Source organism: Gordonia sp. p3-SID1431 (genome assembly GCF_025143765.1).
GTDB classification, from domain to species: Bacteria; Actinomycetota; Actinomycetes; order Mycobacteriales; family Mycobacteriaceae; genus Gordonia; species Gordonia hongkongensis.
This window is the reverse complement of sequence record NZ_JAMBDT010000125.1, coordinates 1-12,387: the sequence shown is the minus strand read 5'-3', so window position 1 is coordinate 12,387 and position 12,387 is coordinate 1. Positions and strand designations below refer to the sequence as shown.

The window sequence follows — 12,387 nt, the reverse complement described above, 5'->3', positions numbered from 1 at the left end:
CTCCTCGCGCCTCAGGAGGCAGGCGGCGCCGATCGCAGCGTGAGGATCGTGATCTCCGGCGGCGTGAGGACACGGACCGGCGGGCCCCAGGCGCCGGCGCCGCGGGTGGTGTAGATCGTGGTGTTCCCGATCTGGTCGAGCCCGGTGATCGTCGGCTGCTGGGCACGGACGAGGTAGCGGATGGGCCAGAGCTGGCCGCCGTGCGTGTGCCCGGACAGCTGGAGGTCGACACCCAGATCCGATGCCTCGACGGCCTGCTTGGGCTGGTGGGCGAGGAGCAGGGTGAAGTCTTCGGGAGACGTTCCCGCCAACGCCGCCGGGAGGTCGGGCTCGTACGGTTCGGGGGCGGTGGCGTCGTGGACGCCGGCAAGTGTGATGGTCGCGCCGTCGACCTCGATGGGCGCTCGTGCGTTGCGCAGCGTGCGCACGCCGAATTCCTCCCAGACGTCGAGCCACCGACCACCGTCGTCGGCGTAGTACTCGTGGTTGCCGCTCACACCGAAGACCCCGAGAGGCGCATCCAGATCCGCGAGGGGGTCGAGGGTGTCGCGGACGTTCGGGATGGTGCCGTCGGTGAGGTCGCCGACGAGGACGACGAGATCCGGCTCCTGCTCGTTGACGTCGTCGACGACGCGCTGGGTGAACGACGCGTCACGGGCCGGGCCGACGTGCAGGTCGGAGATCACCGCGATGCGCGTTCCGTCGAACTGCGGCGGCAGGCTCGCGAACGTGGCGTCGATGTCGACGACCTGGGGGCGAGATGCTTCCCACACCCCGTAGCCGGTGACCCCGAGCGCGACCACCACGACCGCGGCCGTGGCGACCCGGAGCTTGCTGAGCCGACGGGCCGCGAACGAGGGGTTGTCCTGCACTCCGGATCGACGTCGCCGGATCCAGCGGACGATGTGTGCGGCGAACGACACGAGGCCCACCACCGCGAGGCCGAGGAACAGGTAGAAGACGGCGGCGAGCCAGATCAGCCCGATCGTGCCGATGGGCCGCGCCCACGACGGGTCGAGCACCCGTCCGGTGGCGAAGCCGATGAGGGCGAGCGCCCACAGGACGACCAGCGCCACGTCGGCGATGATCGACCAGGGGCGCGGCATCGCGGTCGCGCGGACGATGCGCCGATGCAGCCAGAACGTGATGAGTCCGAAGACGACGGCAGGAAACAACGCCACGGGATGGACTCCTGAGGGTGGTGACGGCAGGGCGACGGAGGGCCAGGTGCCCGGTCATGGGCGGATTGCCCCATTCTGCCATCGGTTCGCGTTGGTACCCTCGCCGCCATGGCCGAGGTCCTCATCACCCCGCTCGAGCTGGCCGAGATGCTGCTGGCGACTCCGCCGATCCTGCTGGACGTGCGCTGGCAGCTGGGCGACTTCGATGGTCGGCACGCCTATCGCGAGGGTCACATCCCCGGTGCGGTCTACGTCGACCTCGACTCCGAACTGGCGGCCCCGCCCTCCGGGCCGGTCGGCGGCAGGCATCCGCTGCCCGACGTCGCCGACCTCCAGGAGGCGGCCCGGCGATGGGGGATCGACGACGCCGTCCCGGTGGTGGTCTACGACGACTCCGGCAACCTCGCGGCCGCGCGCGCCTGGTGGCTGCTGCGGTGGGCGGGTGTCGCCGACGTGCGACTTCTCGACGGCGGCCTCGCGGCGTGGCGTGCCGAAGGCCTGCGCACGACGACGGGCGACGGCGGTCGGCCGCGAGCGGGCAACGTGACCCTGAGCCCCGGACACCTGCCGGTCGCGACCATGGACAGCGTCGCGGCCGGGCCGGCACACCTGCTCGACGCCCGGGCCGCCGAACGCTATCGCGGCGACGTCGAACCGGTCGATCCGCGCGCCGGCCACATCCCCGGGGCGATCAGTGTCCCGACGGCGGACAACGTCGACACCTCCGGCCGCTTCCGTCCGGCGGAGGAGCTACGACGCCGGTTCGCAGATGTCGGTATCGACGGCGGGGCCGGCTCCGATGTCGTCGTCTACTGCGGTTCCGGGATCAATGCCGCGCACCAGATCGCGGCGCTTGCCATCACGGGGATCGACGCCGCGCTGTTCCCGGGTTCGTTCTCGCAGTGGTCGTCGAACCCGGAACGGCCGGTCGCCGAGGGCGACCGGCCCTGAGGCGAGAGGAGCGCAAGCCGCACTCTCTGCTCCCTGAGGAGCGCCCGGAGCTTGCGGAGGGCGCGTCACGAAGGGTTTGCCACGCACCTCGCCAGGACCCTTCGAGGCTCGTCGCTTGCGCTCCTCGCAACTCAGGGAGCGGGCGGTGACGCGCGCACGGGTCAGGCCGCGAACACCGACAGTCGGGCGGGTTCTTCGACGACCGAGTAGTGCGTCGCGTCGCCCTGGAGAACCTGGCTCGCCTGACCGTGGACGTCGACGGGCACATCGCCGGCGAGGGTGATGCGGTGCAGTTCACGCTGCTGGTTGCCGAAGTCGGCGATGCCGTAGTGCTGCGTGGCGCGATTGTCCCAGATCGCCACGTCGCCCAGTTTCCAGTTCCACCGGAAGGTGTTCTCCAGCTTGGTGATACGTGCCTGGAGGAGCTGGTAGAGGTCGGCGAACTCGGAACTCTTGAGGCCGCGGAACTCCTTGGCGAAGTGTCCGAGCAGCAGGCTGCGTTCGCCGGTCTCGGGATGGACGCGCACGACGGGGTGCAGCGTCTGGTACTCGGAGCTGGTGAACTCCTTGTAGTGCTCGGCCTTGCGGCTGACGTCGACACCACCCGAGGGCTCCTTCTGGCCGACGTAGTCGTACAGATTGGTGTGGGTGGCCCACAGCTCTTCGGTCAACGCGCGCAGCGGTTTCGGCAGCTGCTCGTAGGCGGCCACCGTCGACGCCCAGGTCGTCGCGCCGCCGTAGCTCGGCAGCGTCACCGCCCGGAGGATGGACGCCTTCGGGATGCGATCGACGAACGTCACATCGGAGTGCCAGCTGTTCGCGGCGCCTTCGATGGTCAGCAGCTGTTCGCCGCGTGAGGTCACCGTCGGATGAGGTGCGGTGGGATCGCCCAGGAGTTCGGCGAACGCGTACTGGCTGTCGTCGTCGAGCTGGTCCTGGCCCTCGAAGACGATCGTCTTGTTGATCGCCAGCGCCAGGCGGATCGCCTCCACCTGCTCCGGGGCGAGGTCGCCGCCGAGCCGCACCTGGCCGATGCGTGCCCCGATGTGCTCGCCGAGCTTGTCGACGGTGATCCCCGCGTCGCGGTAGATCTGCTGAGCTGCCTGCTCGCGCTCGGTCCGGTCCTCGATCTGCGCCAGGGTCATCTCTCGTCCTCTTCTCAATGTCGTTCGATGGCAATCGAATTCATCAGACCACCGCGACGGTGGTGCGATCGAGGGAATCGCTCACGGTGATCGGAACGCCTCAGTCCGCCGAGGTCTCCGCGGCGTCGTCGATCTCGCGGCGGACATCGGCCGGAACGCGGGACGTGCTCACCCGGCCCGCAGACCGGTACACCAGGGACCTCGTCGATGCCGTGCCGTTCCCGGACCCGGTCGTGCAACGGGCGCGTCGGGAACGGATTCGATGAGTTTGTCTCAAGCGTCCACCCCGGACCGGGGGTAGATGGTGTGATCGGGTGACCGACGATCCCGGGAGTCGCCATGAGTATTGCCCTGACCGATGACCACGTCGAACTCGCCTCGGTGGTGCGCGAATTCGCCGTCGACCGAAAGGTGCGGGCGCAGGCGCGAGACCGACTCGACGCGCCCGAGGAGGCCAGACCCACGTTCTGGGCGGAGATCGCCGAACTCGGCTGGCTGGGTCTGCACGTCGCCGAGGAGTACGGCGGTTCCGGTTTCGGGATCGCCGAGTTGGTCGTCGTGACAGAGGAATTGGGCCGCGCGGTGGCGCCGGGTCCGTTCCTGCCCACCGTGGTCGCCTCGGCGATCCTGACTCATGCCGACGACGAGACGCGAGCCCGCTGGCTGCGGTCGCTCGTCGACGGCACGGTCACCGCGGGTGTCGCGGTGGTGCCGGGACTGACCGAGGCCGGTGGGGCGGTCTCCGGTCAGGTCGACGCGGTACTCGGCGCACCGCTCGCGGATCTGCTGGTACTCATCGGCGACGACGATGTGCTGGTGGTGGAGTCGTCGGACTCCGGTGTCGAGGTGGGCGCGCACGCCGATCTGGACCCGACCCGATTGTCGGCGAGGGTGTCGCTGTCGAGTGCTGCCGCCGTCCGTCTGCCGAGACTGGCGGCCACCGCGCTGGCGCTCACCCGGACGCTGGTCGCGGCCGAAGCCGTCGGCGGGGCGCGGGACGCGCTGGACGCCGCGGTGGCCTACGCGAAGGTCCGCGAACAGTTCGGCCGCACCATCGGTACGTTCCAGGCCGTCAAGCACCACTGCGCGAACATGCTCGTCGGCGCGGAGGCCGCCACCGCGGTGGTGTGGGACGCGGCGCGGGCGGCCGACGAGAACGCCGACGCGCTCGGGCTGGTCGCGGCATCGGCGGCCGCGCTGGCACTGCCCACGTACACGACGAACGCCGAGCTGAACATTCAGGTGCACGGTGGCATCGGCTTCACCTGGGAACACGACGCGCACCTGCATCTGCGCCGCGCCACCGTGCTGCAGGCGCTGTTCGGCGGACAACAGCCGGCTCGTGACGTGTATGAGTTCTCCGCAGGCGGCGTCACCCGTGCCAACAGCCTCGACCTCCCACCCGAGGCCGAAGAACTGCGTGCGCGCGTACGAGCCGACATCGCCGAGATCGCCGATGTCGGCGAGTCCGCGCTGCGCGAGAAGCTCATCGACACCGGTTACGTCATGCCGCATTGGCCCAGGCCGTGGGGACGCGCCGCGAATTCCGTCGAGCAACTCGTCATCGAGGAGGAGATGGCGGCCGCGGGTGTGAAGCGGCCCGATTACAGCATCACCGGGTGGGTCATCCTGACCCTCATCCAGGAGGGCACGCAGGACCAGATCGACCGGTTCGTCCGGCCGGCGCTGCTCGGGGACGAGGTGTGGTGTCAGTTGTTCTCCGAGCCCGGCGCCGGGTCGGACGCGGCGGCGGTCAGCACGAGGGCCACGCGCGTCGACGGCGGATGGCGCATCAACGGCCAGAAGGTCTGGACCAGCGGCGCCCACCTGTGCCGGCGAGGGCTGGCAACGGTGCGGACCGACCCGGAAGCCCCCAAGCACAAGGGCATCACCGCGGTGTTGATCGACATGTCGGCGCCCGGTGTCGAGGTACGTCCGCTGCGGCAGATCACCGGCGGGTCCGAGTTCAACGAGGTGTTCTTCACCGACGTCTTCGTCCCTGACGAAGACGTGGTGGGCACACCGAACGACGGCTGGGCCGTGGCCCGCGCGACCCTCGGCAACGAGCGGGTCAGCATCGGCGGCGGTGCGCCGGGTAGCGACGGTGCGGTCCAACAGATGGTGGCACTCGTCCAGGGCTACGGGGACCGGGTCGAGGGGGCGGCGACGAAGGTCGGTGAGTTCCTCGCCGTCGAGGATGCGCTGCGACTGCTGAATCTGCGTCGTGCCGCCCGATCGGTCGTCGGCGCCGCTCCCGGACCCGAGGGAAATGTGACGAAACTGCTTCTCGCCGAGCATCTCAGCGACCGCGCGCACCTGGCCGCGGAATTGCTCGGACCCGACGTCGCGTTCTCGTCCGGTCCCGGCAAGCTGGCCGGCCTGCTGATCCTCGGTGCCCGCGGGATGTCGATCGCCGGCGGGACGTCGGAGATCACCCGCAACCAGATCGCCGAACGCATCCTCGGCTTGCCGCGCGACCCGCTCATCCGCTGAGCGCCCAGAGCTTGCGGAGGCCACCCCTCTGCTCCCTGCGCAGGGCCCACCTTCTGCTCCCGGCGGAGGGTCACCCCTCTGCTCACCTGCGGAGGGTCACCCTTCTGCTCACCTGCGGAGGGTCACCCTTCTGCTCCCTGAGGAGCGCCCGGAGCTTGCGGAGGGCGCGTCACGAAGGGTCGCGCAACCCGTCTCACCAGGACCCTTCGTGACGCTCGCAAGCTCGCTCCTCAGGGAGCAGGGGGTGACGCTCGCAAGCTCGCTCCTCAGGGAGCAGGAGGCGAAGCTCGCTCCTCAGGTCGGGGGCGCTTCGCTCGCGGCTCGGGTCGTTCACCGTCGCCCGGGCGGCCGGTCACCGGCCGGGCGCAACGCCCACGACGGCACCCAGTGCGTGACCTTCTCCTGTCGGTCCTTCGAGGTGATCGTGTAGGTGACCTTGCCGTACCAGGCACCCCATTCGTCGCGCCCCCACTCGGTGAGGACGCCGAGGTGCACCGACCGGATCTGCAAACCGTCGGGGTGGTACTCGCCGCTGAAATGCGGTGCATTGGGGTAGAGCGCGCCGAGGTCGATGAGCACCGCCTTGTGGCCGACCCGCACGAAGGCGGGCCGGTGTGGTTGGCCGTTGTCCCCGCCAATCCACTTCATGCCCACCCGGTCAGTCTCGCACGTGTGTTCGAGCGGTGTCACCCTCGGTCGGGTCGGCCGGGCCGCCCGGCGGAACTAGGGTGTCACGATCGCGAAATCGGGATCCGGGTCGTCCAGGTAGCCGGCGAGTTCGCCGAATGCACTCGGATCACCGTCGACGCCGACGTCGCCCGCTTCGACGGCCGTACCGAGATCCACGAGCTCGAGGAGCAGCGTCAGCAGGGTCTGCTTGGTCAGGGTGAACGTGGCTGCGACGGGGTCGTCAGCGCTTGCCTGATCCACGTCGAAATGAACCAGGAGGCCGTTGCGCAACTCCGATCGGTGACGTCGGTGGGCGTCGGTGATGTGCCAGTCGAGGACGATGTGGGCGTCCCAGGCCGCCGGCCCGTCGACTCGCAGGGCGACGGCGTCGAAGAGCTGATCGACCGACATGGCACTCACGATGTCGGCGGCCGCGGCCGTGGTCGGGGTCCCGACCGGTCCGTTGCGCAACTCGTATGCGCCCATGAGATAGAAGTTGCGCCAGGTGCCGTTCTCGGAGCCGTAGCCGAGTTGCTCGAGCGTGTCCGCCTGGAGACTTCGTGCCTCCGCGTGTGTCGGGTCGGCGAAGATGACGTAGTTCAGGACCTGGGCGACCCATCGGAAGTCACCGTCGTCGAACGATCGGCGGGCCTTTCGGACCGCCTCGTCCGCGCCGCCCATGAACTCGACATGCCGTTTCGCCGATTCCACCGGCGGATGCTCCCAGAGGTGCGCCGGATTCCCGTCGAACCATCCCATGTAACGCTGGTAGATGGCCTTGACGTTGTGGCTCACCGAGCCGTAGTAGCCGTGCGTGTGCCAGGCGTTCGCGAGCGCGGGAGGTAACGCGATGTCCTCGGCGATCTCGAGACCGGTCCGGCCCTTGTTGAGCAGCCGAAGGGTCTGATCGTGGAGGTATCCGTAGAGGTCGCGCTGGAGGGACAGGAACTCCGTGAGCTCCGCGGTGCCCCAGGTGGGCCAGTGATGCGACGCGAAGAGCACGTCGGAGCGCGCCGCGAAAGCGTTGATCGCCTCGGTCAGGTAGCGCGACCACACGTGCGGATCACGGACCAGTGCACCGCGCAAGGTGAGCAGGTTGTGCAGGGTGTGGGTCGCGTTCTCGGCCATACAGAGGGCGCGCATCTGTGGGAAGTAGAAGTTCATCTCGGCGGGTGCCTCGGTGCCGGGGGTCAACTGGAATTCGATGGTGACGCCGTCGACGGTCTCGGTCTGCCCGGTGGTGGTGACGTCGAGGGTGGGCAAGATCAGGGTCGCTGTTCCGGTTGACGTGGACTGGCCGAGGCCCGCGCCGATCGCACCGCGCGGGCCCCTGGGCAGCGCGGCGCCGTACATGTAGGCGGCTCGTCTCCCCATCGCCGTTCCCGCGTAGACGTTCTCGGCGACCGCGTGCTCCACCATGCCTGCCGGCGCGATGACCTGGCACTCGCCGGCGTCGACGGCCTCCTGGGTGGTGACTCCCTTGACGCCGCCGAAATGGTCGATGTGCGAATGGGTGTAGATGACCGCGGTCACCGGCCGATCGCCACGATGCTCCCGATAGAGGCGCAGGCCGGCGGCCGCGGTCTCCTGCGAGATCAGTGGGTCGATGACGATGACGCCGGTGTCGCCCTCGACGACGGTCATGTTCGACAGGTCCAGGCCACGGATCTGGTAGATCCGATCTGTCACCTCGAAAAGGCCTTGTCGGGCAACGAGACCCGACTGCCGCCACAAGCTGGGGTGGGCGGTGGCAGGCGCCTCCTCGGCGAGGAAGGAGAAGTCATCGCAATCCCACACCGGCTTCCCGTCCTGGCCGGCGATGACGGGGGGATCGAGTTCGGCGACGAGTCCGCGCGTGGTGGCGTCCAGGTCGCGGGTGTCCTGGAACGGGAGGTGATCGTGGGCGGACGAATTCGCCTGTGCCACAGCAGGGGATGCGTCTCGAGAGAGAGCCATGTGCTTGACCTCGTCGATTCTCGGTTGAGTGCGTACGGTGACGTTCTCGGTGAGCGATGCGTACGTACCACTCTGTCAGAAGCGCGGACGCCTCGCCGGGGTTCGGCACGCTCAGTCGGCCCCCGAGCGCTCGCCGACCGTGTGGACGACGACGACCTCGGGGTCCCAGGGGACCAACTCGTCGACCGTCGTCTGGAGCTCGTCGATCGGCGGCAGGTCCTGCGGGGCGAGCACACTGACGGTGACCGTACTGCCGGTCCAGCTGACACCGGTGACCTCGGACGAGTCGTTCCCGCCCGATCCGAGCCACGACTCCGCCGCGGTCGCGATCTGCCGGGACCACAGTGACGAGAGCGAGTTCGCGACCATCGGGACGGTGACGACGACGAGAGCTACGGCCAGTGCCGCGTAGGCCCGGCGTCGAGGGGCCCTCGGATGTTCCGCACCGGCGAGATCGGCGGCCTCGCGGCCATAGCCTGCGATCGTCAACACGACGAGGCTCGTGATGATCATCGCGACCACGTTCGACGCGAACAGCACGAAGGCGCCCAGTGCGAGCGACGGGGCTCCCGACCCCAGGCAGACGCCGACGACCCCGAGTGGCGGCACCAGGGAGATGGCGATGGCCACGCCGGGCAGCACATCACCGACGTCGCGACGGGTGATGGCGATCGCGCCGACGAGGCCGGTGGCGAGGGCGGCCAGGAGGTCGACGAGCGTCGGTGACGTCCGGCCCAGCACCTGTGAGTTGGAGAGCACGTTCGTCGGGTTGGGTAGCAACTGGGCGAACACCACGCCCAGGATCGTCACCAGGGTGACCCCGGCGAGCACGTAACCGACACTCGCGAGCACGAGTCGACCACGGCCGGTGGCGATTCCGAGTCCGATGCCGAGGATCGGTGTCGACAGCGGCGCGACGATCATCGCCCCGATGACGGTCGCCGTGCTGTCGGCGGCGACTCCCGACACGGCGATGATGCCCGACAGGGTGAGCATCAGCCAGAACGCGCTGCGCTTGGCGGTGCCGTCTCCGACGGAGAAGTCGAGGCGCTCGACGATCTCGTCCAGGGTGCGTCGCTGTGAACCGGGGATGAGGGAGAGCACGATCGAAGCCCCTTCGTCTCGAGGTCCTCTGAAAGTACCCGTTCGCGATCCGCTGTCCAGCAGAGTCGGCGCAACCGTGTGACCATGGATGAACGCCGGGGAAAGCACAGGGGGCGAACATGGATCGGTTCACCGGATGTCTGCTCGCCGGTGCTGCCGGCGACGCGCTGGGCGGGGCAGTCGAGTTCTCGACTCGGGACGCGATCCTGGAGAGGTTCGGACCCGCGGGCATCACCTCCTACTCCGAGGCGTACGGCGGCCTCGGCACCATCACCGACGACACGCAGATGACGCTGTTCACTGCGGAGGGTCTGCTGCGCGCCTGGGCCCGCGACTGCGCGGGAGGCATCTCCTGCTACGCGGCCACGACGGCCCGCGCGTACCTGCGGTGGTTCATCACGCAGGGCGGCCATCCGCGGCACGGCGTGCTGGCGACGACCGAACGGTCCAGTTGGCTGGCAGGGCACCAGCAGTTGCACAGCCGGCGGGCACCCGGCACCACCTGTCTCGAGGCGCTCCGGGTGACCACTCGTCCGGGCGCCCCGGCCGACAACGACAGCAAGGGCTGCGGAGGTGTCATGCGGGTGGCACCGGTCGGTTTGTTCGCGGCCTGCGCGGACTGGTCTGCCGCAGGCACTTTCGACCTCGGGACCACGGTCGCGGCGCTCACCCACGGCCACCCCTCCGGTTCGCTTCCCGCCGGCGTTCTCGCGGTCGCGGTCCGCGAGCTGATCGTCGGGGCCGGCCTGCCGGAGGCGCTGGCGACGGCGAAAGGCATCCTCCGGAATCGTTCCGGTCACGAGGAGACCCTCACCGCCCTCGAGGCCGCGGAAAGCCTTGCCGGTTCGGGCCTGTCCCACGAGGCGGCGATCACGCGCCTCGGCGAGGGCTGGGTCGGAGAGGAGGCGCTCGCGATCGCCGTCTACTCCGCGCTGGTGGCCGACGACCTCGAGGACGCGGTGATCATCGCGGTCAATCACGACGGCGACTCGGACTCCACCGGCGCGATCGTGGGCAACCTGCTGGGTGCGCGCGACGGGGTCGAGGCCATCCCGCCGCGCTGGCTGGAGCCCCTCGAACTGCGCGACGTCATCGTCGAGATCGCGGGCGATCTACACGGGTTCGTGGACTGGGACATCACCGAGACCGATGAGCCGGCCGGGTCGGGCAGTTGGGTCGAGAGGTACTGGGGACCCCGCCCGGGGGCGACTCCGGACCTTCGCCCGGTGGGCTGAGTCTCCGGCGCGACCGGCGCCATCGTCGTCACCCGCCAGAACGTGGCAGGTCAGCGCCTCGGCGTCGTGGCGACGAGGTGCGCAATACGACGGCCACGACGGGGTTGCCCGATGGTCACAGAGGTCGGTTTGAGTTCTCCCCATGGCAATCGCTCTGAGATCCGACCGTGGAATCCGTGTGCTCGCAGGCGCTTCCGGGGTCGGGTTCATTCTCGCCATCTGCGGCTCGAATGCGATGACGCCGCTGCTCCCGGGATACATGGACACCCATGGGTTAGGGCCCGCCGCGGCGTCGGTGCTGTTCGCGACCTACTTCATCGCCCTGATCATCATCCTGTTGATCTCGGCTCGCGGCCCGCTCATCCGGCACAGCCGCACGGTGTTACCGCTCGCCCTCCTCGCGGCGATCGTCGGCGACCTCCTGCAGATCGTCGGCGCGTCGGTCGAGGTGCTGCTGTTTCCGGGACGGTTCCTCACCGGGGCGTCGGTGGGCCTGAGCACGGGCGCCGCCGCGGCGATCATGGTGGCCGCCCGCGGCGAACGGGGTCGTGCGTTCATCGCCTCCGGTTCGCTCATCGGCGCCGGAAGCGGGCTGGTTGCGGCCATCGCGATAGCCGTGTTCCTGCCCTGGCAGCTGGTCACGGTGTACGCGATCCACGCCGGGGCGACCGCCGTATGCCTGATCGTCTTGCTCGTCGGTCTGCGTCTGGCTCCCGGTTTGCTTGCGTATGGCAATGATTCGTCGACGGACGACGGCTTCACGCCGCAGTCGACACACGCTCACACCGGCGACCTCGACGTCCACAACGGCGACCTCGACGCCCACACCGGCGACCTCGACGTCGCGGGCACCCGTCGTCGAGATCCCGGTGCCTATCTGGTCGGCGCGCTGGCGTGGGCGATCGGTGCGCTCGCGGTGGGCGCTATGCCCGCCGCGATCCTTGCCACCGGCGCGAGCGATTCGCTCCTCGTGGCCCAATGTGTCGGTGGCGCATGTCTGTTGGTCTCGATGGTCGCGAGTCTCGCCGGCGTGGGGGTGCGGCTCGTGACGACGCTACCGGCGGTCGGGGTGCTCCTGGTCGTCGGATGGTCTACGGCGGTGGTGGGTCTCGTCCTCGGCCGGCTCGACGTGATCGTCCTGGGTACGGTCGTCGGCGGGATCGGTCAGGCCGGGGGGTACCGAGTGGCGCTCGCCGCTGTCACCCGCGGTCTCGGCGCCGTCGAGCAGGGCCGTGTGGCATCGCGGTTCTCCGCCTTCGCCTACAGCGGTGCGGGTGTGATGGTGGTGCTCGACGGTGTCGCCGGCCAGGCAGTCGGGACCCTCGGTGGCGCCATCGTCACCGGCGTCGTCTACGCCGCGGTCGCGGCCGTCGCCATCGGTCTGGTCGTTCGACGAGCTTCTCCGCGCCCCGATCCGAAAGTCCGCAGTACCGCAGGTGTGATGGCGGCTTCTCAGGAAGCAGGCATTGACGCTCGCAAGCTCGCTCCTCGGGGAACGGGTCATGAGTGACTCGGGCGCACCGGCTCTGACCAAACGTGTGGGACTGATGGGGCTTCTGTTCACCACAGTCCACCACGGTTCACCGCTGGGGCACGAGTGACAGCGACTGCTGTGCAACAGGATTCGATGACAATGAGGGCTGTGGAGAAACT

At 69.2% G+C, this 12,387-nt stretch carries 10 protein-coding genes; 5 read left to right on the top strand and 5 right to left on the bottom strand.

Features of this window, described 5'->3' with window-relative positions:
- Nucleotides 1-11: 11 nt before the first annotated feature.
- Nucleotides 12-1,181, bottom strand: a complete 1,170-nt coding sequence (locus M4D77_RS21500) for a metallophosphoesterase (protein ID WP_247450248.1) — start codon at nt 1,179-1,181, stop codon at nt 12-14.
- 108 nt (nt 1,182-1,289) lie between these two features.
- Between M4D77_RS21500 and M4D77_RS21495 the strand changes: the two genes are divergently transcribed.
- Nucleotides 1,290-2,132, top strand: a complete 843-nt coding sequence (locus tag M4D77_RS21495) for a sulfurtransferase (RefSeq protein WP_205333395.1) — start codon at nt 1,290-1,292, stop codon at nt 2,130-2,132.
- A gap of 161 nt (nt 2,133-2,293) precedes the next feature.
- On the opposite strand, the gene M4D77_RS21490 is transcribed toward M4D77_RS21495, so the two are convergent.
- Nucleotides 2,294-3,277: a TauD/TfdA family dioxygenase gene (locus tag M4D77_RS21490; protein ID WP_068971404.1), complete on the bottom strand. Its 984-nt coding sequence runs from the start codon at nt 3,275-3,277 to the stop codon at nt 2,294-2,296.
- A gap of 86 nt (nt 3,278-3,363) precedes the next feature.
- On the opposite strand from M4D77_RS21490, the gene M4D77_RS21485 reads away from it, so the two are divergent.
- Together M4D77_RS21485 and M4D77_RS21480 are read left to right on the top strand one after the other, a co-directional pair.
- On the top strand, nt 3,364-3,543 hold the full coding sequence (locus M4D77_RS21485) for a hypothetical protein (RefSeq protein ID WP_259937344.1): 180 nt from the start codon (nt 3,364-3,366) through the stop codon (nt 3,541-3,543).
- A gap of 73 nt (nt 3,544-3,616) precedes the next feature.
- Entirely contained in the window at nt 3,617-5,770 is a 2,154-nt protein-coding gene (locus M4D77_RS21480) for an acyl-CoA dehydrogenase (protein ID WP_068971402.1), read from the top strand.
- 330 nt (nt 5,771-6,100) lie between these two features.
- Here M4D77_RS21480 and M4D77_RS21475 read toward each other — a convergent pair whose 3' ends face one another.
- The 3 genes from M4D77_RS21475 to M4D77_RS21465 all read right to left on the bottom strand — a co-directional run bounded on the left by M4D77_RS21475 (nt 6,101) and on the right by M4D77_RS21465 (nt 9,499).
- A complete protein-coding gene (locus tag M4D77_RS21475; protein WP_010842754.1) occupies nt 6,101-6,418 on the bottom strand; it encodes a hypothetical protein in 318 nt (105 codons plus the stop codon).
- A 75-nt stretch (nt 6,419-6,493) separates the two neighbouring features.
- Nucleotides 6,494-8,395: an alkyl/aryl-sulfatase gene (locus M4D77_RS21470; protein WP_259937342.1), complete on the bottom strand. Its 1,902-nt coding sequence runs from the start codon at nt 8,393-8,395 to the stop codon at nt 6,494-6,496.
- A 111-nt stretch (nt 8,396-8,506) separates the two neighbouring features.
- Nucleotides 8,507-9,499, bottom strand: a complete 993-nt coding sequence (locus tag M4D77_RS21465) for a TIGR00341 family protein (protein WP_259937341.1) — start codon at nt 9,497-9,499, stop codon at nt 8,507-8,509.
- Nucleotides 9,500-9,618: 119 nt separating this feature from the next.
- Here M4D77_RS21465 and M4D77_RS21460 point away from each other — a divergent pair, with 119 nt between their 5' ends.
- Nucleotides 9,619-10,734, top strand: coding sequence for an ADP-ribosylglycohydrolase family protein (locus tag M4D77_RS21460; protein WP_259937339.1), 1,116 nt, complete (start codon nt 9,619-9,621; stop codon nt 10,732-10,734).
- Between the two features lie 142 nt (nt 10,735-10,876).
- Nucleotides 10,877-12,244, top strand: coding sequence for an MFS transporter (locus M4D77_RS21455; RefSeq protein WP_259937337.1), 1,368 nt, complete (start codon nt 10,877-10,879; stop codon nt 12,242-12,244).
- Nucleotides 12,245-12,387: the final 143 nt, after the last annotated feature.